The organism is Variovorax boronicumulans (assembly GCF_040544675.1).
GTDB classification, from domain to species: Bacteria; Pseudomonadota; Gammaproteobacteria; order Burkholderiales; family Burkholderiaceae_C; genus Variovorax; species Variovorax boronicumulans_D.
This window is the reverse complement of sequence record NZ_JBEPKK010000001.1, coordinates 357,984-383,321: the sequence shown is the minus strand read 5'-3', so window position 1 is coordinate 383,321 and position 25,338 is coordinate 357,984. Positions and strand designations below refer to the sequence as shown.

Below are 25,338 nucleotides of genomic sequence, written 5' to 3'. Positions count from 1 at the left end.
ACCCCTTCTTATCTCTCTCGCATCTCAAGGAAGAAAACGATGGCCACCCAACGACTAGGAATCATCATGCACGGCGTCACCGGCCGCATGGGCATGAACCAGCATCTGATCCGCTCGATCTGTGCCATTCGCGCCCAAGGCGGCGTCACGCTGTCGAACGGCGACAAGGTGATGCCCGACCCCATCCTCATCGGCCGCAACGCCGAGAAGATGGAAGCGCTCGCCAAGGCCCACAACATCGCGCGCTGCGGCACCGACCTCGACAAGGCGCTGGAGAACAAGGACGACACCATCTTCTTCGACGCCGGCACCACGCAGATGCGCCCCACGCTGCTGGCCAAGGCCATCCGCGCCGGCAAGCACGTGTACTGCGAGAAGCCGATCGCCACGAACCTGAACGAAGCCGTGGAGATCGCGCGGCTCGCCGAAGGCTCGGGCCTCAAGCACGGCGCGGTGCAGGACAAGCTCTTCCTGCCAGGTCTTCGCAAGCTCGACATGCTGCGCCGCGCGGGCTTCTTCGGCCGCATGCTCAGCGTGCGCCTGGAGTTCGGCTACTGGGTGTTCGAGGGCGACCTACAGCCCATCCAGCGCCCGAGCTGGAACTACCGCAAGGAAGACGGCGGCGGCATGATCCTGGACATGATGTGCCACTGGCGCTATGTGCTGGACAACCTGTTCGGCGAGGTGAAGTCGGTCTCGTGCATTGGCGCCACCCACATCCCCACGCGATGGGACGAAGCCGGCAAGCCGTACGACGCCACCGCCGACGACGCGGCCTACGCCACCTGCGAGCTCACCGGCCACAACGGCGAGCCGGTGATCGCGCAGATCAACATGAGCTGGGCCACGCGCGTGCGCCGCGACGACCTCGTGACCTTCCACGTCGATGGCACCAATGGCTCGGCCGTCGCGGGCCTCTCCAGCTGCCGCGCCCAGTCGCGCGTGGCCACGCCGCGTCCGGTGTGGAACCCCGACGAGAAGCAGATGATGAATTTCTTCGACCAGTGGCAGGAGATTCCGGACTCGCAGCTCTACGACAACGGCTTCAAGATCCAGTGGGAACACTTCATCCGCCACGTGGTCGAGAACGAGCCGTACAAGTGGACGCTGCCCGAAGGCGCCAAGGGCGTGCAGCTGGTCGAGGCCGCGCTCGAGTCGTGGAAGGACCGCCGCTGGATCGACGTGCCCGCGCTGAAGGTTTGAGGCCGGCCATGGCACTGTCGCTGACCCTCCCCACCGCGAGCGGCACGCTCGCGCCCTACGCCCTCTGCGGCACCGCGCCGGTGAAGCCCGATGCGGGCGTCAAGTTCAACCGCATCGCCTACTCGGCCGCCCACGTCGTGGCCGACCCGCTCGCGGCCATCGACCCGTGGCTGCAATCGGCCATCGACTGGGACACCACCATCGCCTACCGCCGCCACCTGTTCTCGCTGGGCCTGGGCGTGGCCGAGGCGATGGACACGGCGCAGCGCGGGATGGGGCTGGACTGGCCCACATCGCTCGAACTGATCCGACGTTCGCTCGACGCGGCGAAGGACGTGCCTGGTGCGCTGGTCGCATCCGGCTGCGGCACCGACCACCTGAACATCGACGATGTGAAGAGCGTGGACGACGTGATCCGCGGCTACGAAGAGCAGATGGCCGCCATCGAAGCGCTGGGCGGCAAACTGATCGTGATGGCCAGCCGCGCGCTGGCCCGCGTGGCAAAGAGCCCTGCCGACTACGAACGCGTGTACGACCGCATCCTGAGCCAGGCGAAGCAACCCGTGGTGCTGCACTGGCTCGGCGACATGTTCGACCCGGCGCTCGCGGGCTACTGGGGCACGAAGGATGTCGATGCCGCGATGGACACGGCCGTGGGCATCATCGCGGCGCATCCAGACAAGGTCGATGGCATCAAGATTTCGCTGCTCGACAAGGACAAGGAAATCGCGATGCGCCGCCGCTTGCCAAAGGGCGTGCGCATGTACACCGGCGACGACTTCAACTATGCCGAATTGATCGCCGGCGATGGCTTCGGAAGCGAACCCACGCACGGCAAGAGCGATGCGCTGCTCGGCATCTTCGACGCCATCGCTCCTGCTGCGAGTGCGGCGCTGGGCGCACTCGCACAAGGCAACACCGAGAAGTTCCACGCGATCCTCGGCCCCACCGTGCCGCTGTCGCGCCACATCTTCGCGGCGCCTACGCGCTTCTACAAGACCGGCGTCGTGTTCATGGCCTGGCTCAACGGCCACCAGAAGCACTTCACGATGGTGGGGGGTCAGCAGAGCACGCGCTCGCTACAGCACTTTGCGGAGCTGTTTCGCCTGGCCGATGCGGCGAATCTGCTGGAGCAGCCCGAACTCGCGGTGCGGCGCATGAAGACGTTGCTGGCGCTGCACGGCGTGGAAGGTTGAACCAGCCCATGCGCGATTTCTCTGGTAACCACGACTGGCTGTCGATCAACACCGCGACCGTGCGCAAGCAATCGGGCGCCGAGGTGCCGCTGGACCGCATCATCGACCAGTGCGCCGAACGCGGCATCCGCGCGATCAGCCCGTGGCGGGATCAGGTGGCCGCAGTCGGCCTCGACAAGGTGGCAAAGCAGTTGAAGGCCCACGGCATCGGCCTCTCCGGCTACTGCCGCGGTGGCTTCTTTCCGGCTGCCGATGCGGCAGGCCTGAAGGCCGCGCTCGAAGACAACCGCCGCGCCATCGACGAAGCCAAGACGCTGGATGCGCCCTGCCTCGTGCTGGTGGTCGGCGCATTGCCCGGCGCGCTCGAAAGCAAGGCCGCGTACAAGGACATCGCCCGCGCGCGCAGCGAGGTACGCGACGGCATCGCCGCCTCACTCGAATACGCCCGCGAAGTCGGCATGCCCCTCGCCATCGAGCCCCTGCACCCCATGCAGGCGGCCGACCGCGCGTGCATCAACACACTGGAACATGCGCTCGACATCTGCGACGAACTCGACGCAGGCCAGAGCGGCATGCTCGGTGTGGCGCTCGACATCTATCACGTCTGGTGGGACCCGAAGCTGCAGCAGCAGATCGCCCGTGCCGGCAACGCGAAGCACACGCGCCTGCTGGCGTACCACGTCTGCGACTGGCTCACGCCCACGCGCGACCTGCTCTCCGACCGCGGGATGATGGGCGACGGCGTGGTCGAGCTCAAGAAGATCCGCGGCTGGGTCGAAGACGCGGGCTTCGCGGGCTTCAGCGAGGTAGAGATCTTCTCCAACCTCGACTGGTGGCAACGGCCCGGCGCCGAAACACTCGACATGTGCATCGAGCGGCATTGCAGCGCGGTCTGAAGCCTTGCGCCGAAGCGAAGCGAAGCGCAGCCGCTTGTGCTGCAATTCGCCCCATGGCTGACCCGACCCTCGACGACCTGCGCCGCTACGCGGTGGCGCGCACGCTCTTCAAGCCCACCACGTTGCCTAGTGCGATCCGCCAGCTCGGCTTCGTGCAGGCCGACCCCATCCGCGCCCCGGCGCGCGCGCAAGACCTGACCTTGCGCCACCGCGTGAAGGACTACCGCGCGGGCGATCTCGAAAGCCGCTACACCCGCCTGGCGATCGAGGAAGACTGCCTCGTCAACTACGGCTTCCTGCCGCGCGAGCACCTGGCCTTGATGCACCCGCGCGAAGCCAAGCGCGTCTGGGACGACGACACGCGGCGCAAGGCCGCCGATGTGCTCGCCTATGTGCGCGAGCACGGCGCGGTGCATCCGCGCCAGGTCGAACTGCATTTCGCACACGGCCGCGTCAAGAACTACTGGGGCGGTTCGAGCAACGCGACCACGCACCTGCTCGACGGCCTGCACTACCGCGGCATGCTGCGCGTGGTGCGGCGCGACAGCGGCACGCGGGTCTATGAAGCGGTGACGCACCTGCCCGCCGACGAGAGCCCCGCGGGACGCGCGCAGCGTGCCGCCGCACTCGTTGAACTGGTGGTGCGCAAGTACGCGCCGCTGCCGGCCGCCAGCCTCACCTACCTCGTTCGCCTGCTGGGCTACGGCGCGCCGCACCTGTCGGCGCAGACGCAGGCGGCCTTGCGTCTCGCGCGCGAAGAGCTCGCGAGTTGCCGCATCGACGGCACCACCTGGTATTGGCCGGCCGGCGACAACCCCGCCTCGAAACGGCACACGCCCGACGACGCCGTGCGCCTGCTTGCACCCTTCGACCCGGTCGTGTGGGACCGGCGGCGCTTCGAGCTGCTGTGGGGATGGGCGTACAAGTTCGAGGCCTACACCCCCGCGCCGAAGCGCCAGTTCGGCTACTACGCGCTGCCGATGCTGCGGCACGACCGCGTGATCGGCTGGGCCAACGTGAGCGCGCACTGTGGGCAGTTGCAACCGGCCTTCGGCTATGCCGGCAAGAAGCCCCGCGATGCGGCGTTTCGCGCGGCGCTCGACGACGAACTCCACCACATGACGCTGTTCCTCGCCGGCCGCTGAGCGCCTCGCCTCGGCGCGCCGAGGGGTTATGCCTCTTGCGTGACAGCGCGCCTTTGCGGTCTTGCCTAGAATCCCCGTCGTTCCGGCGCAAGCCGGGGCAAGCGTTCTCAGGGCGGGGTGCAATTCCCCACCGGCGGTGATGGCGACCTCCAAGTCGCACAAGCCCGCGAGCGCCCGGGCCTGCGCAAGCAGGCTTCGGGGTCAGCAGATTTCGGTGCGATTCCGAAGCCGACGGTCACAGTCCGGATGAAAGAGAGCGCGAAATGCGGGCGTGTGCCCGCGCGCTCTGCCATGAGCGCGCGGTCTGCCTTGCGGTTTCGTGCGCCCTGATTCAGGAAACCTGCTTTTCAGAGGCACACCATGAGTCAGATCAACGACCTTCCCCTCTCCGCCATCACCGCGTCGAATGCATCGCGCGGCGAGCGCATCGCTTTTGTCGAGGCGCAGTGGCATTCGGACATCGTCCACCAGGCACGCGACGCCTTCCTCGAAGAAATGGTGCGCCTGGGTGTGGCCCGCGAGCGCATCGACATCTTCGATGTGCCCGGCGCCTTCGAGATTCCGCTGCACGCCAAGCGCCTGGCCAACTCGGGCAAGTACGCGGCCATCATCGGCTGCGCGCTGGTGGTGGACGGCGGCATCTACCGCCACGAGTTCGTGGCGAACACCGTCGTCAACACGCTGATGCAATTGCAGCTGGAAACCGACGTGCCGATCTTCTCGGCCGTGCTCACCCCGCACCACTTTCACGAGCACGTGGAGCACCGCAAGTACTTCCATCGCCATTTCGCGATCAAGGGCACCGAAGTGGCCGAGGCCTGCTTCAAGACGCTGGAAGCGCTGAAGAAGGTGGACGCCGCGCTGGCCGCGTGACAACGGGCATCCGTCCGCAGTAATCTGCGCGGATGGCCTCTACATCCGCTTCCAGAGATCGCTACACCCTCTACGGCGCGCCCGGCTCGGGCGCCACGCCGGTCCATGCGGCGCTGACGCTGATCGGCGCGCAGGTCGATGCGGTCGACGTCGCCACATGGGAAGGCGAATCCGAGCGCGCGCGCATGTCGGGCGTCAATCCGATGCGGCAGGTGCCTGCGCTCGTGCTGCCTTCGGGCGAGGTGATGACCGAGAGCGCGGCCATCCTGATCTGGCTCGGCGACCGATACCCCGAAGCCGGACTGTGCCCCGCACCCGGCGATCCGAAGCGTGCGCGCTACCTTCGCTGGATGGTCTATCTGTCGGCGGCCATCTATTCGCTGTATTGGGTGCGCGACGATCCCGACCGCCTCGTGCCCGACCCCGCGGCGCAGCCCGCGATGCTCGAACGCTCGGCCGAGCGCATTGCGCACTGCTGGCATCTGATGGACACCCAGATCGACGAACCCGCGCCCTACCTGCTCGGCGAGAAGCTCGGCATGCTCGACCTGTACGTGACGGTGATGTCGCGCTGGACGCCGCAGCGACGGCGCTTCTACCGCGTGGCGCCGCGCATGGCTCCTGTGGTGCGGTGTGTGGATGCCGACCCCAGGCTGGCGGACTTCTGGGCCGCGCGCTTTCCCTTCACGACCGACCCCGGGGCACCGTGACCTCACGATCGAACTGAAGTCGGTCGCGTGCGCAAAATCCTGCCCGCCTAAACGGGCTCGCCCGCCTGTTGCGCCAGGCCCCACGCGACATGCTCTCGCACGAGTTCGCTGGCGTGCCCGGCGCGCGTTGCCAGCGCTTCGCTCGCACTGCCCTCGCCTGATCGCACCGCATTGCCCAGCGCCACCGCGATGTTGCGCAGCCACCGCTCGTGGCCGATGCGGCGTATCGGGCTGCCCTCGGTGCGACGCAGAAAGTCTTCCTCGGTCCACGCGAAAAGCTCGGCCAGCGCGCGGCCGGTGAGGCCTTCGCGCGCATCGAAGTCGGGCAGCTCGCTCTTTTTGGCGAACTTGTTCCACGGGCAGATGAGCTGGCAGTCGTCGCAGCCGTAGATGCGGTTGGCCATCAGGGGCCGAAGCTCCAGCGGAATGGGCCCGCCGTGCTCGATGGTGAGGTACGAGATGCAGCGCCGCGCATCGAGCCGCTGCGGCGCGACGATGGCCCGCGTGGGGCACACGTCGATGCAGGCGCTGCAGCTGCCGCAATGCGCGGTGACGGGTTCGCTCTCGGGCAGCGCCATGTCGACGTAGATCTCGCCGAGAAAGAACATCGAGCCCGCATCGCGGTCCAGCACCAGCGTGTGCTTGCCGCGCCAGCCCTGGCCGCTGCGCGAAGCCAGCTCGGCCTCCAGCACGGGCGCCGAATCGGTGAAGGCGCGATGGCCGAAGGGGCCGACTTCTTCGGCGATGCGCTCGGCCAGCTTTGCGAGGCGGTTGCGCAGCACCTTGTGATAGTCGCGGCCCCGCGCATAGACCGACACGATGGCCTCGCCGGGCCGCGCGAGGCGGTCGAATTCGACGGCCTGCCAGTCGGGCGGTGTGTCGCGCGGCAGGTAGTCCATGCGCGCGGTGATCACGCTCACTGTGCCCGGCACCAGCTCCGCCGGCCGCGCGCGGCGCGTGCCATGCGTTGCCATGTATTGCATTTCTCCATGGAACCCATGGGCCAGCCATTGCATCAGACCGGCCTCGGCGCTCGATAAATCGACGCCCGCGATTCCGATTTGGGAGAATCCGAGTTCCCGGGCCAAAGCCTGAATACGAACAACGAGTGGATGGCTGACGATCACTTGCCGATTGTAGAAACGCCCAAGGGCACCACACGCATGCTGCGCTGGTGCAGCGAAGCCGACACCGACGCCTTCGCACGATCGCTCGCGGCTGCCCCCGCATTGCGCGACGCTTTCATCGCGCTGGAGGGCGACCTGGGCGCCGGCAAGACCACTTTCGTGCGACATCTGCTGCGCGCACTGGGCATCGAAGGCCGCATCAAGAGCCCCACCTATGCGGTGGTCGAGCCGCATGAAGCGCCCGACGGCCTGGCCATTTTCCATTTCGACTTCTATCGCTTCGCCGATCCGCGCGAATGGGACGACGCCGGCTTCCGCGACATCTTCGCGGGCCCGGGCCTCAAGCTGGCCGAGTGGCCTGAAAACGCCGCGGGCCGCACCCCACCTGCAGACTTAGCTATTAAAATTGAAGCAATGACAGACGACACACGCAGCGTGACCCTCCTGGCGAACACCCCGCGCGGCAGCGACCTGCTGGCGCACATCGCCGCATGAAGGCGGGCGGCCTGAAACGACGCGTGCTGCTGCAGGGCGGCAGCGTGGCCTTGATGCTCGGCGTGCACCACATCGCGCGCGGCGCCACCATCCTCGCGGTGCGCGTCTGGCCCGCGGCCGACTACACCCGCGTGACCATCGAGTCCGATGCACGCCTGAGTTCGCAGCAGCTGGTGGTCGGCAGCCCGCCGCGGCTGGCGGTCGATGTCGAAGGCATCGAACTCAACACCGAGCTGCGCGAACTGGTCGGCAAGATCAAGCCCGGCGACCCGTACATCAACGGCCTGCGCGTCGGGCAGAACGCGCCGAACGTCGTGCGCATCGTGTTCGACCTGAAGCAGACGGTGCGGCCGCAGGTCTTCTCGCTCGCGCCCGTGGCGGCGTACAGGCACCGCCTGGTGCTCGACCTGTACCCCGAGCAGGCCGTCGACCCGATGGAAGCGCTGATTGCCGAACGCCTGCGCGATGCGCCCAAGGGCGACAGCGCCGCCGGCTCGACCGTGGCCGGCATCGCGCCCCCCGCGCCCGCGGCGCCGGCCGGTGCCCCACCCGCGGTCGATCCGCTGGGCGAGCTGATGGCGCAGCAGTCGATGCGCCCCGGCCCGGCAGCGCCCGCGCCGCCCGTGGTGGCGGGCAACGATCGCCCCGCGCCGCCGCCCGTGCTGGGCACGGCGCCAATCAGGCCGCCCCCTCCTCCGGCGCTTCCCCCTGTTGCGGCCGCACGCGGCGGCGCGACCGCGAGCCGCACCGACCGCATCATCATCGTCGCGCTGGACCCCGGCCACGGCGGCGAAGACCCCGGCGCCATCGGCCCGGCCGGCACGCGCGAAAAAGACATCGTGCTGCAGGTTGCGCATCGCCTGCGCGAGCGCATCAACGCGAGCACCGTCAACGGCAACCCGATGCGCGCCTTTCTCACGCGCGACGCCGACTTCTTCGTGCCGCTGGGCGTGCGCGTGCAGAAGGCGCGGCGCGTGCAGGCCGACCTGTTCATCAGCATCCATGCCGACGCGTTCACCACGCCCGCCGCGCGCGGTGCGAGCGTGTTCGCGCTCAGCCAGAGCGGCGCATCGAGCAGCGCGGCGCGCTGGCTGGCCAACAAGGAAAACGATGCCGACAAGGTGGGCGGCGTCAACGTCGGCAACCACGAGGCGCAGGTGCAGCGCGCGCTGCTGGACATGAGCACCACGGCGCAGATCAACGACAGCCTCAAGCTCGGCGGCGCGATGCTCGGCGAGATCAAGGGCATCGGCGCGCGGCTGCACAAGAACCAGGTCGAGCAGGCCGGCTTCGCGGTGCTGAAGGCGCCGGACATTCCGAGCGTGCTGGTGGAAACGGCCTTCATCAGCAACCCCGAGGAGGAAGCCAACCTGCGCCGCGCCGCCTACCAGGAGAGCCTGGCCGATGCGCTCATGCGCGGCATCCAACGGTACTTTGCGCAGAACCCGCCGCTCGCGCGCAGCCGGCAGCTCTGAGTTCGCGCTTTCCCCGCGCGAATTTTTGTAAAGCCAAAGCACTCCTGCCGTCCCACGCGGTTCGGCCCATTGCCCCGCACAGGCAAGCGCGGCAGGCTCCTACACAGTGCATGCGGCCCTTTTGACGATGATGAACCCATCACTCCTCGAAAGGGCACATCATGAAGACACGTCTCTGGATCGCTGCATTTGCAGCCACCTCGGTCATGACGATTGCGGGCTGCGCGAGCGGCCCCAATCAGAACCTCGGCACCGGCGTAGGCGCGGTCGGCGGTGCGCTGGTGGGCAATGCCATCGGCGGCAACACGGCAGCCACGGTCGGCGGTGCAGCCATCGGCGGCATCATCGGCAACCAGGTGGGCCGCAACGTCGACGAGCGCAACTACAACCGCCAGACCTACCCGCAAGGCAGCGGCTACTACCCGAGCAACGGCCCGCGCTATTGAGTTGCGGACCGCATGAATGAAAAAGGCGCGCCCCTGTGGCGCGCCTTTTTCATGGGCGATGCGGCGGTGAAGAGAGCTTCAGGCCGAGGCGGCCCGGGCCTTCTCTGCCTTCGACGCGCGCCAGGCCCCGAAGATCGCCAGCAGCCCCGGCACGAAGATGAGAGCCCAGATGATCTTGTCCAGATGCTGGCGCACGAACGGCAGGTTGCCGAAGAAGTAGCCCGCGGTTCCGATGCCGAGCACCCAGATCAGCGCTCCGACCACGTTGTACATGGTGAACTTCGCGCGGTCCATGGCCGCCACGCCGGCCACGAAGGGCGCGAAGGTGCGAATGAAGGGCATGAAGCGCGCGAGGATGATGGTGACGCCGCCGTAGCGTTCGTAGAAGCCGTGGGCCTGGTCGAAGGCCTTGCGATTGAAGAAGCGTGAGTTCTCCCACTGAAAGACCTTAGGCCCGAAATAGCGGCCGATCGAATAGTTGCACTGGTCGCCCAGGATGGCCGCGGCAATCAGGATGCCGCAGGCCAGCGGGAAATTCATGAGCCCCGCACCGCACAGCGCGCCGACGATGAACAGCAGCGAATCGCCCGGCAAGAACGGCATCACCACCACGCCGGTCTCCACGAAGACGATCAGGAACAGCAACGCATAGACCCAGGGGCCGTAGGCGATGACGAAGGCCTCGAGGTGCTTGTCGACGTGAAGGATGAAGTCGAGGAGAAAGCTGATGATTTCCATGGCCGCGGATTATCCTTGTTGACGTGTTGCGCACTTTTCGAATCACCCCATGATCCACATACGCGAAGCCCTGGATGCGGACTGGCCCGGCATCTGGGCGGTGCTCGAGCCGACCTTTAGACGCGGCGACACCTACACCTACCCGCCCGATGTGAGCGAAGAAGAAGCGCGCCACGGGTGGACGAAAGTACCCACAGCAACTTTCGTGGCCTGCAACGAAGAAGGCACGGTGCTCGGCACCTACGTCATCCGTCCCAACCAGCCGGGCCAGGGCGCGCATGTGGGCAACTGCGGCTATGTGGTGTCCGAGGCCGCACGGGGCCTGGGCGTGGCGTCCGCGCTGTGCGAACACTCGCAGCAGCAGGCACGGCGCATGGGCTTTCGTGCGATGCAGTTCAACTTTGTGGTGTCCACCAACGAGCGCGCGGTGCGGCTCTGGCAGAGGATGGGCTTTGCCATCGTCGGCACCCTGCCCGGCGCATTCCGGCATCCTGAGCACGGGTTCGTGGATGCCTTCGTCATGTACAAGCAGTTGCAATAAAAACACCCACCCCACGGAGAAACTCGAATGACCGGTCAATACATCCAGATGAACGCTGCCGACGGCAGCGGCACCTTTCGCGGCTACCTCGCCTTGCCCGAATCGGGCAGCGGCCCAGGCCTGGTGATCGCGCAGGAAATCTTCGGCATCAACCACACCATGCGCGAGGTGGCCGACTACTACGCCGAAGAAGGCTACGTGGCGCTGGTGCCCGACCTCTTCTGGCGCCAGGAGCCCAACGTGGAGCTCGGCTACAGCGAGGCCGACTGGCAACGCGCCTTCGCGCTCTACGGCGGCTTCGACGAAGCCAAGGGCATGGCCGACATGCAGACCGCCATCGACGCACTGCGCGGCCGCGCCGAAGTGACGGAGCGCAAGGTCGGCGTGCTCGGCTTCTGCCTGGGCGGCAAGCTGGCCTACCTGGCGGCCTGCCGCACCGATGCCGACGCGGTCGTGGGCTACTACGGCGTGGGCATCGACGCCGCGCTGGACGAGGCCGACAACATCAAGCGCCCGCTCACGCTGCACATTGCCGAGCTCGACAAGTTCTGCCCGCCCGAGGCCCGCGACCGCATCGTGCAGACGCTCTCGGGCCGCCCCGGCGTTTCGCTGTACGTGTACCCCGGCATGGACCACGCCTTCGCGCGCGCCGGCGGCGAGCACTTCCACAAGCCCTCGGCGCTGATGGCGCACGAGCGCAGCATCGCCACGCTCAAGGGTGCCATCGGTCCGCACTTCGACCTCTCGGCGCTCTGGGACAAGCACTGCGAATACGAGTTCGGCACGCGCAACGTCGACGACACCATGGGCACCATGGTGGCCGAGCCGTATGTGAACCACATCCCCACCATGACCGGCGGCGTGGGCTACAAGGCGCTGCACGCGTTCTACTCGAACCACTTCGTCAACAGCAACCCGCCCGACACCGCGCTCACCTCCATCTCGCGCACCGTGGGCGCGACGCAGGTGGTCGACGAGTTGCTCTTCAGCTTCACGCACACGACCGAGATCCCATGGATGCTTCCCGGCATCGCGCCCACGGGCAAGCGCGTCGAGGTGCCGCTGCTCGCGGTCATCAAGTTCCGCGGCAACAAGCTCTACCACGAGCACATCTACTGGGACCAGGCCAGCGTGCTGGTGCAGGTCGGCCTGCTCGACCCCCGGCTGCTGCCGGTGGCGGGCATCGAGACGGCGCGCAAGCTGCTCGATGAAACGCTGCCGTCGAACACGCTGATGCCGCGCTGAAACCGGCACGGCTCCTAAAATGCCCCGGTGAGCGCACTCCCCTCTTCCATCCCCCCCTCCCCCCGCCGCCCGATCCGGGAACTCCCCGATGAGCTGATCAGCCAGATCGCCGCCGGCGAGGTGGTCGAACGACCGGCCTCGGTGGTGCGCGAGCTGCTCGACAACGCCCTGGATGCCGGCGCGCGCCAGGTGACGGTGCGGCTGGCCTCGGGCGGTGTTCGGCTGATCTCGGTCGAAGACGACGGCTTGGGCATTCCGCGCGAAGAACTTACCGTGGCCCTGCGCCGCCACGCCACCAGCAAGATCGCGAGCCTGGACGACCTGGAGACGGTCGGCACCATGGGCTTTCGCGGCGAAGCGCTCGCGGCCATCAATGCGATTGCCGAACTCAGCATCCTCTCGCGCTTCGGCGGCGCCGACAGCGCCTTCGCGCTCGATGGCCGCACCGGCGAACTGCGTCCGGTGGCGCGATCGGTCGGCACGACCGTCGAGGTGCGCGAGCTTTTCTTCGCAACGCCCGCGCGGCGCAAGTTTTTGAAGACCGACGCCACCGAGCTGGCCCACTGCATCGAGGCCGTGCGCCGCCATGCGCTGGCGCGGCCCGAGGTGGGCTTCTCGGTGTGGCACGACGGCAAGCTGGTCGAGCAATGGCGCGCCGCCGAGGCCCGCGAGCAGCGCCTGGCCGATGCGCTCGGCGACGACTTCGTGGCGAAGAGCGTGGCCGTCGAGCACCTGGGCGGCGTGGTGCGCGTGGTCGGCCGTGCCGGCATTCCCGATGCGGCACGCTCGCGCGGCGACCAGCAGTTCTTCTACGTCAACGGCCGCTTCGTGCGCGACAAGGTGCTCTCGCACGCGGTGCGCAGCGCCTACGAAGACGTGCTGCACGGCCAGCGCCAGCCCATCTACGCGCTGTACCTGGAGATCGATCCGTCGCGCGTCGACGTGAACGTGCACCCGACCAAGATCGAGGTGCGCTTTCGCGACGGTCGCGAGGTGCACCAGGCGGTGCGCCACGCCATCGAGGACGCGCTGGCCGCCCCGCGCGCCGGCGACGCCGTCGCGCCGGCCGGTGCGCCGCAGCCTTTTTTCAAGGCCGCCGCGCTGCCCGAGAGCGCGAGCTGGTCGCAGCCCGCCATGCAGTTCGTGGCAAAGGAACGCGGCGCCGGCGATTTCGAGGCCATGTGGCCGCGCCGCACCGACGAACTCGGGCACGCACCGGACGCCACGCCCTCGCACTGGCCGCTGACCGGCGCGGCGCCGATGAGCTTCCGCACGCCCGTGGGCCAGCCCCTGGACACGGAGAGCGCCGGTGCCCCCGCCGCCACCAACGAAGACGCCTGGCCCCTGGGCCGCGCGCTGGCCCAGCTTCAGGGCATCTACATCCTGGCCGAGAACACGCAGGGCCTGGTGGTGGTCGACATGCACGCAGCCCACGAGCGCATCGTCTACGAGCGCCTCAAGACGCAGCTCGACGGTGCCGCCATCACCAGCCAGCCTTTGCTGATTCCGGCCACCTTCGCGGCCACGCCGCAGGAAGTGGCCACGGCCGAGGCCTGCGCCGAGGTGCTGCCCACGCTGGGGCTGGAGATCACCGCGTTTTCCGCGCGCACGCTCGCGGTGCGCGCCGTGCCCGGCACGCTGGCCGACGGCGATCCGGTCGAGCTCGCGCGCAGCGTGCTCGCCGAGCTGGGCCAGCATGACGCCAGCACCGTGGTGCAGCGCGCGCAGAACGAACTGCTGTCCACCATGGCCTGCCACGGCGCGGTGCGGGCCAACCGCAAGCTCACCATCGACGAGATGAACGCACTGTTACGCCAAATGGAAGCGACCGAGCGTTCGGACCAGTGCAACCATGGCCGGCCGACCTGGCGGCAGCTGTCGATTCGCGAGCTCGATTCGCTGTTCATGCGCGGCAGATAGCCGAATCGGCCGGTTTTTCAGGGTTTTCGAGGATTCGGCCGGGTCATCCGCCAAGCGGGCACGCACGTTGCATGGTCTCCACAAAGCGCCGTTGAGCGTTGTTTCGGGGGGTTACCAGGGTGCAACGTCGGCGCAACCTGGTGAGAGCGGATGAAACTTTCGGCCGGCATCGCTGTCCCTCACACCCATGATGAAACGCTGGACCCTCCTCGCGTCTGTCCTTTCCCTGTGCGCCTTGCTCGCGGCGGGTTGCTCCACGCTCGACGAACGGCAACGCGAATGGATTTTTCAGCCCAGCGACCGCAGCTGGGGCAATTCGGCTCTGATGACTGAAGGGATGCAGGACGTCTGGATCGACTTCCAGTCTTCCATCACCGGCGAACCCGCGCGGCTGCACGGCCTGTGGCTGGGCGGTGCGCCCGAGACCACCGACACCCCCGTTCTCCTTTATCTGCACGGCGCCCGCTACAACGTGGCCGGATCGGCCCCGCGCATCAAGCGCATGCACGAGCTGGGTTTTTCGGTGCTGGCCATCGACTACCGCGGCTTCGGCAAAAGCTCCAAGGGCCTGCCTTCGGAAGAATCGGCCCGCGAAGACGCCCGCGCCGCCTGGACCTGGCTGGCCGCTCGCCACCCCAAGCAGCACCGTTACATCTTCGGCCACTCGCTGGGCGGCGCCATCGGCATCGACCTGGCGGCGCATGTGAACGACGAGAGCGGCACCATCGTCGAGAGCACCTTCACCTCCATCGCCGACGTGGTGAGCAGCTTCAAATGGGGCTGGCTGCCCTTCGGCCCCCTCATCACGCAGCGCTTCGAGGCCATCAACACCGTCAAGGACATCGGCTCGCCGCTCCTGGTGGTGCATGGCACGGCCGACAGCCTGATCAACCCCACGCTGGGCCGCAAGCTCTATGACGCGGCCGTCGTGCCCAAGCTGTTCGTGCTGGTCGAGGGCGGCTCGCACCACAACACCAACTCGGTGGGCGAAACGCAGTACCGCGCGGCGCTGACGCAGCTGTTCCGCATGAAGCCCGACAACATGGTGGCGCGCAACCAGCCCAAGCTGTCGCCGCCCTCGCTGGCACTGCCGCTGCCACCGGCAGTGGCGCCGCAGGATGTGCGCGGCGAGGCGCGCGCGAGCAGCGTGCCTGCGGCGATCTGACGCCCAGCCGTTCGCGAAAGGCAGTTGCCGCCCCGGCCTGCTGACGGGCATGCGCCATTTGCTACCCTCGGCGCATCATGTTTCCCCGCTCCGCACCGGCCGCCGAGGCCGTTCCTCCGGCATCGCCCGCCGCTGCGCCCTCTGGTCCGACGCGCTACGTTGCGCTCGCCGGCCCCACCGCATCGGGCAAGACAGCCGCCGCACTGGCGCTCGCGCGCCTGCAGCCGGTTGAAATCATCTCGGTGGATTCCGCGCTGGTCTACCGCGGCATGGACATCGGCACCGCCAAGCCCACGGCCGCCGAACGGACCGCCGTGCCGCATCACCTGATCGACATCCTCGATGCGCGCGAGAGCTACAGCGCCGCCGCCTTCGTGGCCGACGCGACACGGCTCATCGGCGAGATCCGCGCGCGCGGCGCGCTGCCGCTGCTGGTGGGCGGCACGATGCTGTACTTCAAGGCGCTGTTCGACGGCATCGATGCGATGCCTGCAGCCGATGCGGCCGTACGGGCGCGCATCGACGCACAAGCAGCCGAGTTGGGCTGGCCTGCGATGCACGCGCGGCTCGCCCAGGTCGATCCGGTCACCGCCGCGCGCCTCGCGCCGCAGGACAGCCAGCGCATCCAGCGCGCGCTCGAAGTGTGGGAGAGCAGCGGGCAGCCGCTCTCGAGTTTTCATGCGAGCGAGAACAAGACGGCGAAGGCCGTCGACGGCGGGGTTCTCTTTTCGCTGGAACCCACCGACCGCGCCTGGCTGCACGCGCGCATCGCCGACCGTTTCGACGCGATGCTGTCAGCGGGCTTGCTTGACGAAGTGAAGGCGCTGCGCGCACGCGGCGACCTGTCGACCGACCTGCCTTCGATGCGCTGCGTCGGCTACCGGCAGGCGTGGGAAATGCTCGATGCCTGCGGCAACTCCGCGCCCGATGCCAAGGCATTGAACGACCTGCGCGAACGCGGCATCGCCGCCACGCGCCAACTCGCCAAGCGGCAGATCACCTGGCTGCGCAGCATGCCGCAGCGCACCGTGATCGCCTGCGACGCGCCCGACGCGGTGCACACCGCCGTTCAACTGATTTCAAAGACGACCAGGCCCGGATGACGCTGCGCATTACCAACCTCGGCAAGCATTACGGCGAAGCACCGGTCTTCGAGAACGTGACGCTGGAGGTCCAGCCCGGCGAGTTCGTCGCGATCGTGGGCGAATCGGGCGTGGGCAAGTCGACGCTGCTCAACTGCATGGCGGGCCTGGACAGCTGGGACCAGGGCACGGTGACGCACGACGGCACCGACATCGGCGCGCTCGACGGCGAAGCCTGCGCGCTCTGGCGGCGCAAGCATGTCGGCTTTGTGTTCCAGGCGTTTCACGTACTGCCGCATCTGGACGTGGCGCAGAACGTGTCGCTGCCCCTCATGTTGCTGGGCCAGCAGAAAAAGGACGACCCGCGCGTCGCGCAGATGCTCGAAGCGGTCGGCCTGCCCGGCATGGACGCGCGGCTGCCGCAGACGCTCTCGGGCGGTCAGTTGCAGCGCGTGGCGATTGCACGCGCGCTGGTGCACCGGCCCGCGCTGCTGCTGGCCGACGAGCCCACGGGCAACCTCGACCCGACGACCGCGGCGAAGGTGATGGAGCTGCTGGTCGGCCAGACCCGCGAGCACGGTGCCTCGCTGGTGCTGGTGACGCACTCCGAAAGCGCGGCCGCCCGCGCCGACCGACTGCTGCATCTGACCGCCACAGGCATCCGCGCCTGAACCTGAATTTCAGGCCAGCAGCGATGCGTAGCGCGAGAGATCGACGTTGCCGCCGCTGATCACGATGCCCACGCGCTTGCCAGCGATGGCCTGTCCCGCAGCGATGGCACCCGCGAACGCGAGGCAACCGGTCGGCTCCACCACCATCTTCATGCGCTCGGCAAAGAAGCGCATCGCCTCGACGAGCTGGTCGTCCGTCACGGTGAAGATGTCGTCCACGTCGCGCTGGATGATGCCGAAGGTGTACTGACCCAGGTGCTGCGTCTGCGCGCCATCGGCGATGGTCTTGGGCGTCTCGATGTGCACGATCTTCCCCGTGCGAAACGACTGCTGCCCGTCGTTGCCCGCCTCGGGCTCGACGCCGTAGATCTTGCAATCGGGCGACAGCGCGCGCGCCGACAGCGCCGAGCCCGACAACAGCCCGCCGCCGCCCAGGCACACGAACAGGTGGTCAAGCGGCCCGGTTTCCTCGATCAGTTCTTTCACCGCCGTGCCCTGCCCCGACAGCACATCGGGATGGTCGTAGGGCGGAATCATCGTCATGCCGCGTTCCTGCGCCAGTTGCCTGGTGACCGCTTCGCGGTCTTCGGTGAAGCGGTCGTACAGGACGACTTCGGCGCCGTAGCCCTTGGTGGCCGCGACCTTGGCGGCCGGCGCGTCCTTGGGCATGACGATCACGGCGGGCATCGACAAGAGCCGCGCTGACAGCGCAATCGCCTGTGCGTGGTTGCCCGACGAAAAAGCGATCACGCCGCCCTTGCGCTGCGCGTCATCGAATCTGGAGAGCGCGTTGAACGCGCCGCGGAACTTGAACGCGCCCATGCGCTGGAAGTTCTCGCACTTGAAGAAGAAGCTGGCGCCCCAGCGTTCGTTGGCGGTGGTCGATTGCAGCACCGGCGTGCGGTGGGCATGGCCTTCGAGCCGCGCGGCCGCGGCGGTGACGTCGTTGTAGGTAGGGAGTTGCATGGGTCGAGCTTAGCGGGGGCTTACGTTCTTTTGCAGTCCCCATGGGTAAAAACCCGGTAGGTGCGGCGGCACCGAAATCCGTACTCTGTATACAGAGTTCAGAAGAAAGCCGCCCATGCCCGCCCAGCTCGTCAGCATCGAAATTGCCCCCGACCTCGTCGATCAGGTTTACCGCGCCCTGCTCGGCGCGATCAGCAGCGGCTCGCTGGCGCCGGGCGAGCGCATCACGCAGGAAGACATCGCGCAGCGCCTGTCGGTGTCGCGCCAGCCGGTGCTGCAGGCGCTGCGCCTGCTCAAGAAAGACGGCTTCGTGCACGATGCCCCCGGCCGCGGCGTGCTGGTGGCGCCGCTCGACGCCGAGGGCATGCGACAGATCTACCAGGTGCGCGGCGCGCTCGACGTGCTGGCCGCGCGGCTCGCGGCGCACCAGCGTTTTCGCATCGACCCCAAGCTCATCGAGCGCGGCCGGCGCGCCGCGCGCGGGCGCAATGTCGAAGCCATGATCGATGCCGACGTGGCCTTTCACCGCGCGATCTACGACGCCTCGGGCAACCCGCTGATCGGCCAGAGCGCCGACCCGCACTGGCGGCACCTGCGCCGCGCGATGGGCGCGGTGCTGCAGGCCGAGCCCCAGCGCGAGTCGCTCTGGGACGAGCACGAAGCCATCGCCGACGCGATTGCCGAAGGCAACGCGGACCGCGCCGGACAGCTGAGCGAAGAGCACGTGGCGCAAGCCAGTGAAGCACTGGCCCGGCGCCTGGCCGAACAACTGACCCGCAACGCATCCATCCCCACCCACAAAGGAGACAAGGCATGAAGCTGACCCCCGAGCAACGCGCGCAGTTCGAGCGCGACGGCTACCTGTTCTTCCCCGGCCATTTCTCGCCCGAGGAGACAAGGACGCTCACCGATGCGGTGCCCGATCTCTACAGCAAGCGCGAGGCCTTCAACGTGCGCGAGAAAGGCTCGGACGCCGTGCGCACGAACTTTGCCGCGCACCTCATCAGCGAGCCCTTTGCCCGCCTGGCGCGCCATCCGCGCATGGTCGGCCCGGTGATGGACCTCTTCGAGGAAGAGGTCTACATGCACCAGTTCAAGATCAACGGAAAGATGGCCTTCGAAGGCCAGGTGTGGCAGTGGCACCAGGACTACGGCACCTGGCTCAACGACGACCTGATGCCCACCGAGCGCGCGATGAACGTCGCGATCTTTCTGGACGACGTGAACGAGCACAACGGTCCGCTGATGTTCATTCCGGGCAGCCATCGCAAGGGCGTGGTCGATGCCAAGCATGACCTCACCACCACCAGCTACCCGCTCTGGACCGTGGATAACGAGCTGATTGCGCAACTGGTCGATCGCGCCGGCGGCAAGGACGGCGGCATCGTCTCGCCCAAGGGGCCGGCCGGTTCGATGATCCTGTTCCACAGCTGCCTGGTGCATGCCTCGGGCAGCAACCTCTCGCCCTTCAACCGGGTGGCGGTGTACCTGAGCCTGTGCGCCGTCAGCAACCACATCCGCCGCCACAAGCGGCCCGAGTACATCGCGCACCGCGACTTCACGCCCATCGAGATGCTGCCCGACGACTGCCTGCTGAAGCCCTACCCCGTCGATGTGCCGTGGAAGCACGGCCTGCCCGAAAGCGCCCTGCAGACTTCGCTCGACGTGCGCGACACCGCGGAGGCCTGATCCCATGAGCCTCCACACCCGCCTGCAGCAGCGCGCCGCCGAAGGCCGTCCCATCCGCATCGGCCTGATCGGTGCCGGCAAGTTCGGCTCGATGTACCTCGCGCAGATTCCGCGCACGCCCGGCGTGCAGCTGGTCGCGATTGCCGACCTCTCGCCCGATGCGGCGCGCGTCAACCTGGAGCGCGTGGGCTGGGCCCCGGGCCGCGCCGCCGCAGGCTCGGTGCAGGAAGCCATCAAGACCGGCACCACCTGGATCACCGACGACTGGCAGGCGGTGACGCGCGAACCGTCCATCGACATCGTGGTCGAGTGCACCGGCAACCCGGTGGCGGCCGTGGACCATTGCCTCGATGCCTTCGCGCACGGCAAGCACGTGGTCAACGTGACGGTGGAGGCCGATGCCTTCTGCGGCCCGCTGCTCGCGCACAAGGCACAGCAGGCGGGTGTGATCTATTCGCTGGCCTTCGGCGACCAGCCGGCGCTGATCTGCGACCTGGTCGACTGGGCGCGCACCTGCGGCTTTCCGGTGGTGGCGGCCGGGCGCGGCCACAAGTGGCTGCCGCACTTCACCGAATCGACGCCCGAGACGGTGTGGGCCAACTACGGCCTCACGCCCGAACAGGCGCTGCGCGGTGGGCTCAACCCGAAGATGTTCAACAGCTTTCTCGACGGCTCCAAGCCGTCGATCGAAAGCTCGGCGGTGGCCAACGCCACCGGCCTCACCGTGCCCTCGAACGGGCTGCTCTATCCGCCCGCGAGCGTGGAGGACATTCCCTTCGTGACCCGCCCGCAAAGCGAAGGCGGCGTGCTGGAGCGCAAGGGCATGGTCGAGGTGGTCTCGTCGCTCGAGGCCGACGGACGCAAGATTCCCTACGACATCCGCATGGGCGTGTGGGTCACGGTCGAGGCCGAGACCGACTACATCAAGAACTGCTTCGAGGAATACAACGCGCACACCGACCCGAGCGGCCGCTACTTCACGCTGTACAAGCGCTGGCACCTGATCGGCCTGGAAGTGGGCATGTCGGTCGCCAGCGTGGCGCTACGCGGCGAAGCCACTGGCGTGGCCACTTGCTGGAACGCCGACGTGGTCGCCACCGCCAAGCGCGACCTTGCGCCGGGCGAAATGCTGGACGGCGAAGGCGGCTATACCGTGTGGGGCAAGCTGCTGCCGGCCGAGCGGTCGATGCGCCTGGGCGGCCTGCCGCTGGGCCTGGCGCATAACGTGAAGCTGGTGCGCGCGGTGAAGAAGGGCCAGAGCCTCTGCTGGGCCGACGTGGCCATCGACACCTCGACCGCCGCCTACAAGCTGCGCAATGAGATGGAAAGTCTGTTCGCACCATCCAATCAGGTCAAGGCAGCCTAAAGGGCTAGTTGCGCCAAACCTGAATCGCGTAAAAAATTCTGCTGGATACGGACCGCCGTGCCGAATGAGCGGCGGCGGTCCGTCATTGTGGTGAGCGATCCTGCTCGGTCATTTTTTCGTGACGGAGAGACACCATGCAGCAGCTGTCGATGGTCGATCGGCCCGCTTCCAGATCGGCGGCCTCCCCGTGACCGGCGCGGCGGCGAACAGCGTCGCCGAGCGGGCGGCACGCGAGTCGTATGGGCGGCTGCTGTCGATTCTTTGCGTGCGCACGCACGACATCGCCGCATCGGAAGACGCGCTCGCCGACGCCTTCGCGCGTGCCCTCGAACGCTGGCCCGCCGACGGCGTTCCGGCGCAACCCGACGCATGGCTCCTGAGCCTGGCGCGGCACCGCAAGCTCGACGCCTGGCGCCACAGCCGCGTGCAGGACGACGCAACGCAGGCCCTGCTGCTGCTGGCCGGCGAGATGGACGAGGCCGACACCCATGAAGGCCCCGCCGTGCCCGACGAGCGGCTGCGGCTGATGTTCGTCTGCGCCCATCCCGCCATCGACGCCGCGGCCCGTGCGCCGCTGATGCTGCAGACCGTGCTCGGCCTGGATGCAGCCCGCATGGCGAGCGCCTTTCTCACCGCACCCTCCACGCTGGGCCAGCGGCTGGTGCGGGCCAAGGCGCGCATACGCACCGCGGGCATTCCCTTCGAATACCCGGAGGCACGCGAGCTGCCGCAACGGCGGCGGGATGTGCTCGACGGCATCTACGCGGCCTACGGCACCGGCTGGGACGACGTGGACGGCGCCGACGCCCTGCCGCGCGCCCTGACGGCCGAAGCCATCGACCTCTGCCGCATCCTCTGCAGCCTGATGCCGGACCAGCCCGAGCCGCTGGGGCTGCTCGCGCTGATGCTCTTCTGCGAAAGCCGTTCGGCCTCCCGGCTCAGCGACACCGGGGCCTACGTGCCGTTCGACCAGCAGGACCCAATGCGCTGGGACCCCGATCTGCTCGCGGAGGCCGAGCGTTGCCTGCGCCGGGCATCGGACATGAAATTGCCGGGCGTGTACCAGTTGAGGGCCGCCATCCTGTCCGCGCATTGCGAGCGCCGCGTGGGGGCGCCGGTGGCGCCCGAGGTGCTTGTGTCGCTGTACGAAGATCTGCTGGCCCTTCGGCCCAGCCTGGGCGCGCAAGTCAGCCGTGCCTGCGCCCTGGCGAACGCGCGCGGTCCGGAAATCGGCCTGCGTGCGCTCGAAGCCATTCCCGCGCACGAGGTGGCCGGCTACCAGCCCTACTGGGCGGCGCGCGCGCACCTGCTCGCAGCCGGCGGGGCGCGCGCCGCCGCGCGCCAGGCCTATGACCGCGCCATCGGCCTCAGCACCAACGGGGCTGTGCGCGCGTACCTCGATGCGAGGTCGGCGCGGCTTTGAGCGGGGGAGTCATTTCGCGTTGAAGGTTCGTGGGAACAGCGCTGCCTGGGAACGATCGCGCAAGCGGTAACTCATGGCCGGTCGGCCCAGGCTGCCGGTGACCATGCCTGCCTCTTCCATGAAGTCGCCGTCGAGCATTCGCTTGCGGAAGGCGCTCTTGTCCATATCGCGGCCCAGCACGACCTCGTAGGTATGTTGCAACGCCGGCAGGGTGAAAGGCTCCTCGATCAGGAAGGCCGGCAGCGAGGTGTACTCGACCTTGCTGCGCAGCCGGGCGACGGCGGCAGCCAGCAGTTCGCCATGGTCGAAGGCCAGCCGCTTGCGCGAAGCGGCATCCACCTGGAACCACGCCACCTCCGCGGCATTGGCGCCGCTGCGCAATTGCAAGGCCTGCACCGGAATCAGCGCATAGAAGCAGTGCGTGGCCGACCATCCACGCGGATCGCGCCCAACACCGCCCCAACTGCCCAATTGCTCGAGGTAAGGTGCCAGCACGCCGGTCTTCTCGCGGAGCTTGCGCAATGCGCAGTCGAGCAGCGAGGCATCTTCGTCGACATTCACGAAGCCGCCCGGCAGCGCCCACTTTCCCGGATAGGGCTCGGTCATGTCGGACGGCCGGCGCACCAGCAGGACCTGCAAGGCATCGTCGAGCACGGTGAACATCACCACGTCGACCGTGACCAGCGGACGCGGAAAGGTCAAGGATGTAAAGCTTGGTAGAGGTGGGTTCACAACGGATAGCTTGACGCCGATTTAATTAGTTGTACTATACAACCCATAATTAGTTGTACAGAGCAACCAATCAGAACATCAACAAAAAAAGAACAACGAGAGGAATCAGAACAATGAACAACCCGAGTCACCCCCTCCCCACCGAAGCGCACCTTGCCCAGCGCGAGCGGTGGCCGCAAAGTGGAAGACACATCCTGGCGCATCACGACGCGCAGTCTGTCGTCGTCTATCAGGCCTATCGCCCCGCCATCGGCGAATACGCGGTCCGCCACGGCCGTCTCGACGGACCGGACTTCAGCCTCTCGCGCATGAGCTGGATCAAGCCCAACTTTCTCTGGATGATGTACCGCTCCGGCTGGGGCACAAAGGAAGGCCAGGAGGTCACGCTCGGCCTGCGGCTGCGCCGCGCATTCTTCGAGCAGGTGGTGCGCGAAGCCGTGCCGTCCACGTTCGATGAAGAGCGCTATCCGAGCCGCGAAGATTGGCAGGCGGCCGTCGGCCCCTCCGAGGTGCGGCTGCAATGGGACCCGGACCATGCGCCAGCGGGCAACAAGCTGGAACGCCGCGCGATCCAGTTGGGCCTTCGCGGACGTAGGCTGGCGGCTTTCGCGCGCGAAGAACTGCTCGAGGTGATCGACATGCGCGCTTTCGTGGATGCACAGCGCCCGATGGCGCAGAACGACAACCCGGAACTTCAACTACCGGTGGAGCATCCGCTCGAGCTCGAAACCTGAGGACAACCAGGAATGACGACAAACACACCCCATGCGTTGCGAAGCAACGAAGAGCTGCTGGCACACATCGCCCAAGGCCGACAGTTCGACTACCTGCTCTTCTGGGGCCACCAGGCTCCGAAGGATGGCAGTGTCGGCAAGAGCTGCTTCAGCCAGTGGTACGAGGCGCCCTTCACCCTCGAAGGCGACACGTACCGCAGCGCCGAGCATTTCATGATGGCCGGCAAGGCTCGGCTCTTCGACGACGACGCCACCCGCGAAAAGGTCCTGGCCGCGCGCACGCCCGGCGAGGCCAAGAAGCTGGGTCGGCAGATCCGCAACTTCGATGACGCGACGTGGCTGGCCGCACGCTTCGATCTGGTGACGCGCGGCAACATCGCGAAGTTCTCGCAGAACCCGGCGTTGGGCGCGTTCCTGCTGGGCACCGGCGATCAGGTGCTCGTCGAGGCCAGTCCGGTAGATGCGATCTGGGGCATCGGACTGGCTGCGACGGATGCGGCAGCGCAGGACCCGCGCAGTTGGCAAGGCCTGAACCTGCTGGGCTACGCGCTGATGGCTGCGCGCGATGCGCTGAGGAGGGCCGCATGAGCACCGAACGCTATCGGGGCAGTCTGCTGGGTTTGGCTTGCGGCGATGCGGTGGGAACCACGGTCGAGTTCCGCGCGCGCGGCAGCTTCGTTCCCGTGACCGGCATGCATGGGGGTGGCCCGTTCGGCCTGGAACCTGGCGAATGGACCGACGACACCTCGATGGCTCTGTGCCTTGCTGCAAGCCTGATCCACTGCAAGGGCTTCAATGCCGTCGACCAGATGAACCGCTATTGCAACTGGCGCAATGTGGGTTACATGAGCAGCAACGGGCGTTGCTTTGACATCGGCGGCACCGTGTCGGCGGCGCTCAGCCGCTACCTCGACTCCGGCGATCCCTTTGCAGGCAGCCCGGACCCGCACAGCGCCGGCAACGGAGCGCTGATGCGGCTCGCGCCGGTACCGATGTTCTACGCCTCAAGCGCTGAAGCCACCTGGCAACAGGCTGGCGCAAGCACCCGCACCACGCACGGCGCGCAGGAAGCCATCGAATGCTCGCAGCTCTTCGCATTGCAACTGCGTGCGGCGCTTCAGGGCGAGAGCAAGGCGGCCATTCTCGCGACCAGTTCGCTGACGCCGTTGAGCGAAAAAGTCGCGGCACTCGCGCGCGGCGACTATGCATCGAAGCCCGTCGGGCGCATCAAGGGCTCGGGCTACTGCGTCGAATCGCTGGAAGCGGCCCTCTGGTGCTTTGCGCACACCGACTCCTTCGCGCAAGCCGTGCTCGCAGCCGTCAATCTGGGCGACGACGCGGACACCACCGCAGCCATCTGCGGACAGATCGCAGGCGCCTTTTACGGCGTGGAAGGCATACCGCCCGAGTGGCTGCACCAACTGGTGATGCGCGACGAGATCACACAGATGGCCGACAAGCTCTTTGCATTGGCATCGCACTGAGGGCGCGCCGGGAGTC

The 25,338-nt window shown here is 67.5% G+C and carries 26 protein-coding genes and 1 riboswitch; of the genes, 22 read left to right on the top strand and 4 right to left on the bottom strand.

Features of this window, described 5'->3' with window-relative positions; translation table 11 throughout:
• The first annotated feature begins 39 nt into the window (after positions 1-39).
• From ABIC90_RS01775 to ABIC90_RS01750, 6 genes are all read left to right on the top strand, one after another.
• Positions 40-1,203 carry a Gfo/Idh/MocA family protein gene (locus ABIC90_RS01775; RefSeq protein ID WP_354352315.1) on the top strand — a complete coding sequence of 388 codons (1,164 nt, stop codon included), beginning with the start codon at positions 40-42 and terminating at the stop codon, positions 1,201-1,203.
• Between the two features lie 8 nt (positions 1,204-1,211).
• Positions 1,212-2,399: a dihydrodipicolinate synthase family protein gene (locus ABIC90_RS01770; RefSeq protein WP_354352314.1), complete on the top strand. Its 1,188-nt coding sequence runs from the start codon at positions 1,212-1,214 to the stop codon at positions 2,397-2,399.
• An 8-nt stretch (positions 2,400-2,407) separates the two neighbouring features.
• Complete coding sequence (locus ABIC90_RS01765; protein WP_354352313.1) at positions 2,408-3,295, top strand: sugar phosphate isomerase/epimerase family protein; 888 nt, start codon at positions 2,408-2,410, stop codon at positions 3,293-3,295.
• A 53-nt stretch (positions 3,296-3,348) separates the two neighbouring features.
• A complete protein-coding gene (locus ABIC90_RS01760; protein WP_354352312.1) occupies positions 3,349-4,440 on the top strand; it encodes a DNA glycosylase AlkZ-like family protein in 1,092 nt (363 codons plus the stop codon).
• A gap of 99 nt (positions 4,441-4,539) precedes the next feature.
• Positions 4,540-4,702, top strand: a riboswitch (FMN riboswitch).
• 98 nt (positions 4,703-4,800) lie between these two features.
• The gene (locus tag ABIC90_RS01755; protein WP_354352311.1) at positions 4,801-5,313 is read left to right on the top strand and encodes a 6,7-dimethyl-8-ribityllumazine synthase; all 513 of its coding nucleotides are present in this window, start codon (positions 4,801-4,803) and stop codon (positions 5,311-5,313) included.
• 32 nt (positions 5,314-5,345) lie between these two features.
• On the top strand, positions 5,346-6,023 hold the full coding sequence (locus ABIC90_RS01750; RefSeq protein ID WP_354352310.1) for a glutathione S-transferase family protein: 678 nt from the start codon (positions 5,346-5,348) through the stop codon (positions 6,021-6,023).
• A gap of 47 nt (positions 6,024-6,070) precedes the next feature.
• Here ABIC90_RS01750 and queG read toward each other — a convergent pair whose 3' ends face one another.
• A complete protein-coding gene (gene queG, locus ABIC90_RS01745) occupies positions 6,071-7,150 on the bottom strand; it encodes a tRNA epoxyqueuosine(34) reductase QueG (RefSeq protein WP_354352309.1) in 1,080 nt (359 codons plus the stop codon).
• Between queG and tsaE the strand changes: the two genes are divergently transcribed.
• The 3 genes from tsaE (at position 7,136) to ABIC90_RS01730 (ending at position 9,566) form a co-directional block, all read left to right on the top strand.
• Positions 7,136-7,645 (top strand): tRNA (adenosine(37)-N6)-threonylcarbamoyltransferase complex ATPase subunit type 1 TsaE, encoded by a 510-nt coding sequence (tsaE, locus tag ABIC90_RS01740; protein ID WP_354352308.1) that lies wholly within the window; start codon positions 7,136-7,138, stop codon positions 7,643-7,645. The genes queG and tsaE overlap by 15 nt on opposite strands.
• Positions 7,642-9,120, top strand: coding sequence for an N-acetylmuramoyl-L-alanine amidase (locus ABIC90_RS01735; RefSeq protein ID WP_354352307.1), 1,479 nt, complete (start codon positions 7,642-7,644; stop codon positions 9,118-9,120). The genes tsaE and ABIC90_RS01735 overlap by 4 nt, the downstream gene beginning before the upstream one ends.
• 161 nt (positions 9,121-9,281) lie before the next feature.
• The gene (locus ABIC90_RS01730) at positions 9,282-9,566 is read left to right on the top strand and encodes a glycine zipper domain-containing protein (protein ID WP_354352306.1); all 285 of its coding nucleotides are present in this window, start codon (positions 9,282-9,284) and stop codon (positions 9,564-9,566) included.
• A 78-nt stretch (positions 9,567-9,644) separates the two neighbouring features.
• Here the strand turns inward: ABIC90_RS01730 and ABIC90_RS01725 are convergent, their stop codons facing one another.
• Positions 9,645-10,304 carry a DedA family protein gene (locus ABIC90_RS01725; protein WP_354352305.1) on the bottom strand — a complete coding sequence of 220 codons (660 nt, stop codon included), beginning with the start codon at positions 10,302-10,304 and terminating at the stop codon, positions 9,645-9,647.
• A gap of 49 nt (positions 10,305-10,353) precedes the next feature.
• Between ABIC90_RS01725 and ABIC90_RS01720 the strand changes: the two genes are divergently transcribed.
• The 6 genes from ABIC90_RS01720 (at position 10,354) to ABIC90_RS01695 (ending at position 16,928) form a co-directional block, all read left to right on the top strand.
• Positions 10,354-10,845: a GNAT family N-acetyltransferase gene (locus ABIC90_RS01720; RefSeq protein ID WP_354352304.1), complete on the top strand. Its 492-nt coding sequence runs from the start codon at positions 10,354-10,356 to the stop codon at positions 10,843-10,845.
• A gap of 27 nt (positions 10,846-10,872) precedes the next feature.
• Positions 10,873-12,090: a dienelactone hydrolase family protein gene (locus ABIC90_RS01715; protein ID WP_354352303.1), complete on the top strand. Its 1,218-nt coding sequence runs from the start codon at positions 10,873-10,875 to the stop codon at positions 12,088-12,090.
• 27 nt (positions 12,091-12,117) lie between these two features.
• A complete protein-coding gene (gene mutL, locus ABIC90_RS01710; protein WP_354352302.1) occupies positions 12,118-14,010 on the top strand; it encodes a DNA mismatch repair endonuclease MutL in 1,893 nt (630 codons plus the stop codon).
• Positions 14,011-14,197: 187 nt separating this feature from the next.
• Positions 14,198-15,175 carry an alpha/beta hydrolase gene (locus ABIC90_RS01705; protein WP_436318158.1) on the top strand — a complete coding sequence of 326 codons (978 nt, stop codon included), beginning with the start codon at positions 14,198-14,200 and terminating at the stop codon, positions 15,173-15,175.
• A gap of 77 nt (positions 15,176-15,252) precedes the next feature.
• Positions 15,253-16,278 carry a tRNA (adenosine(37)-N6)-dimethylallyltransferase MiaA gene (gene miaA, locus ABIC90_RS01700; protein WP_354352300.1) on the top strand — a complete coding sequence of 342 codons (1,026 nt, stop codon included), beginning with the start codon at positions 15,253-15,255 and terminating at the stop codon, positions 16,276-16,278.
• Positions 16,275-16,928, top strand: a complete 654-nt coding sequence (locus tag ABIC90_RS01695) for an ABC transporter ATP-binding protein (protein WP_354352299.1) — start codon at positions 16,275-16,277, stop codon at positions 16,926-16,928. Before miaA ends, ABIC90_RS01695 begins: the two co-directional genes overlap by 4 nt.
• A gap of 9 nt (positions 16,929-16,937) precedes the next feature.
• Here ABIC90_RS01695 and ABIC90_RS01690 read toward each other — a convergent pair whose 3' ends face one another.
• Entirely contained in the window at positions 16,938-17,894 is a 957-nt protein-coding gene (locus ABIC90_RS01690; protein ID WP_354352298.1) for a threo-3-hydroxy-L-aspartate ammonia-lyase, read from the bottom strand.
• A 115-nt stretch (positions 17,895-18,009) separates the two neighbouring features.
• On the opposite strand from ABIC90_RS01690, the gene ABIC90_RS01685 reads away from it, so the two are divergent.
• The 4 genes from ABIC90_RS01685 (at position 18,010) to ABIC90_RS01670 (ending at position 22,372) form a co-directional block, all read left to right on the top strand.
• Positions 18,010-18,711 (top strand): GntR family transcriptional regulator, encoded by a 702-nt coding sequence (locus ABIC90_RS01685; RefSeq protein ID WP_354352297.1) that lies wholly within the window; start codon positions 18,010-18,012, stop codon positions 18,709-18,711.
• Complete coding sequence (locus ABIC90_RS01680) at positions 18,708-19,583, top strand: phytanoyl-CoA dioxygenase family protein (protein ID WP_354352296.1); 876 nt, start codon at positions 18,708-18,710, stop codon at positions 19,581-19,583. The genes ABIC90_RS01685 and ABIC90_RS01680 overlap by 4 nt, the downstream gene beginning before the upstream one ends.
• 4 nt (positions 19,584-19,587) lie before the next feature.
• Positions 19,588-20,949, top strand: coding sequence for an NAD(P)H-dependent oxidoreductase (locus tag ABIC90_RS01675; protein ID WP_354352295.1), 1,362 nt, complete (start codon positions 19,588-19,590; stop codon positions 20,947-20,949).
• Between the two features lie 187 nt (positions 20,950-21,136).
• The gene (locus tag ABIC90_RS01670; RefSeq protein ID WP_354352606.1) at positions 21,137-22,372 is read left to right on the top strand and encodes an RNA polymerase sigma factor; all 1,236 of its coding nucleotides are present in this window, start codon (positions 21,137-21,139) and stop codon (positions 22,370-22,372) included.
• 9 nt (positions 22,373-22,381) lie between these two features.
• On the opposite strand, the gene ABIC90_RS01665 is transcribed toward ABIC90_RS01670, so the two are convergent.
• Positions 22,382-23,035, bottom strand: a complete 654-nt coding sequence (locus ABIC90_RS01665; protein WP_354352605.1) for an NUDIX hydrolase — start codon at positions 23,033-23,035, stop codon at positions 22,382-22,384.
• Between the two features lie 182 nt (positions 23,036-23,217).
• Here ABIC90_RS01665 and ABIC90_RS01660 point away from each other — a divergent pair, with 182 nt between their 5' ends.
• The 3 genes from ABIC90_RS01660 to ABIC90_RS01650 are packed head-to-tail and all read left to right on the top strand — an operon-like array spanning position 23,218 to position 25,322.
• Complete coding sequence (locus ABIC90_RS01660; protein WP_354352294.1) at positions 23,218-23,838, top strand: DUF4291 domain-containing protein; 621 nt, start codon at positions 23,218-23,220, stop codon at positions 23,836-23,838.
• A 12-nt stretch (positions 23,839-23,850) separates the two neighbouring features.
• Complete coding sequence (locus ABIC90_RS01655; RefSeq protein ID WP_354352293.1) at positions 23,851-24,426, top strand: NADAR family protein; 576 nt, start codon at positions 23,851-23,853, stop codon at positions 24,424-24,426.
• Complete coding sequence (locus ABIC90_RS01650; RefSeq protein ID WP_354352292.1) at positions 24,423-25,322, top strand: ADP-ribosylglycohydrolase family protein; 900 nt, start codon at positions 24,423-24,425, stop codon at positions 25,320-25,322. Before ABIC90_RS01655 ends, ABIC90_RS01650 begins: the two co-directional genes overlap by 4 nt.
• Positions 25,323-25,338 lie beyond the last annotated feature (16 nt).

Coding starts and splice junctions, on each gene's coding strand:
- ABIC90_RS01755 (WP_354352311.1), top strand. CDS start 4,801: ATGAGTCAGATCAACGACCTTCCCCTCTCCGCCATCACCGCGTCGAAT.
- miaA (WP_354352300.1), top strand. CDS start 15,253: ATGTTTCCCCGCTCCGCACCGGCCGCCGAGGCCGTTCCTCCGGCATCG.
- ABIC90_RS01735 (WP_354352307.1), top strand. CDS start 7,642: ATGAAGGCGGGCGGCCTGAAACGACGCGTGCTGCTGCAGGGCGGCAGC.
- ABIC90_RS01765 (WP_354352313.1), top strand. CDS start 2,408: ATGCGCGATTTCTCTGGTAACCACGACTGGCTGTCGATCAACACCGCG.
- ABIC90_RS01655 (WP_354352293.1), top strand. CDS start 23,851: ATGACGACAAACACACCCCATGCGTTGCGAAGCAACGAAGAGCTGCTG.
- ABIC90_RS01715 (WP_354352303.1), top strand. CDS start 10,873: ATGACCGGTCAATACATCCAGATGAACGCTGCCGACGGCAGCGGCACC.
- ABIC90_RS01685 (WP_354352297.1), top strand. CDS start 18,010: ATGCCCGCCCAGCTCGTCAGCATCGAAATTGCCCCCGACCTCGTCGAT.
- ABIC90_RS01665 (WP_354352605.1), bottom strand. CDS start 23,035: ATGTTCACCGTGCTCGACGATGCCTTGCAGGTCCTGCTGGTGCGCCGG.
- ABIC90_RS01675 (WP_354352295.1), top strand. CDS start 19,588: ATGAGCCTCCACACCCGCCTGCAGCAGCGCGCCGCCGAAGGCCGTCCC.
- ABIC90_RS01750 (WP_354352310.1), top strand. CDS start 5,346: ATGGCCTCTACATCCGCTTCCAGAGATCGCTACACCCTCTACGGCGCG.
- ABIC90_RS01690 (WP_354352298.1), bottom strand. CDS start 17,894: ATGCAACTCCCTACCTACAACGACGTCACCGCCGCGGCCGCGCGGCTC.
- ABIC90_RS01775 (WP_354352315.1), top strand. CDS start 40: ATGGCCACCCAACGACTAGGAATCATCATGCACGGCGTCACCGGCCGC.
- ABIC90_RS01730 (WP_354352306.1), top strand. CDS start 9,282: ATGAAGACACGTCTCTGGATCGCTGCATTTGCAGCCACCTCGGTCATG.
- ABIC90_RS01650 (WP_354352292.1), top strand. CDS start 24,423: ATGAGCACCGAACGCTATCGGGGCAGTCTGCTGGGTTTGGCTTGCGGC.
- ABIC90_RS01680 (WP_354352296.1), top strand. CDS start 18,708: ATGAAGCTGACCCCCGAGCAACGCGCGCAGTTCGAGCGCGACGGCTAC.
- ABIC90_RS01720 (WP_354352304.1), top strand. CDS start 10,354: ATGATCCACATACGCGAAGCCCTGGATGCGGACTGGCCCGGCATCTGG.
- ABIC90_RS01705 (WP_436318158.1), top strand. CDS start 14,198: ATGATGAAACGCTGGACCCTCCTCGCGTCTGTCCTTTCCCTGTGCGCC.
- tsaE (WP_354352308.1), top strand. CDS start 7,136: ATGGCTGACGATCACTTGCCGATTGTAGAAACGCCCAAGGGCACCACA.
- ABIC90_RS01770 (WP_354352314.1), top strand. CDS start 1,212: ATGGCACTGTCGCTGACCCTCCCCACCGCGAGCGGCACGCTCGCGCCC.
- ABIC90_RS01725 (WP_354352305.1), bottom strand. CDS start 10,304: ATGGAAATCATCAGCTTTCTCCTCGACTTCATCCTTCACGTCGACAAG.
- ABIC90_RS01660 (WP_354352294.1), top strand. CDS start 23,218: ATGAACAACCCGAGTCACCCCCTCCCCACCGAAGCGCACCTTGCCCAG.
- ABIC90_RS01695 (WP_354352299.1), top strand. CDS start 16,275: ATGACGCTGCGCATTACCAACCTCGGCAAGCATTACGGCGAAGCACCG.
- ABIC90_RS01760 (WP_354352312.1), top strand. CDS start 3,349: ATGGCTGACCCGACCCTCGACGACCTGCGCCGCTACGCGGTGGCGCGC.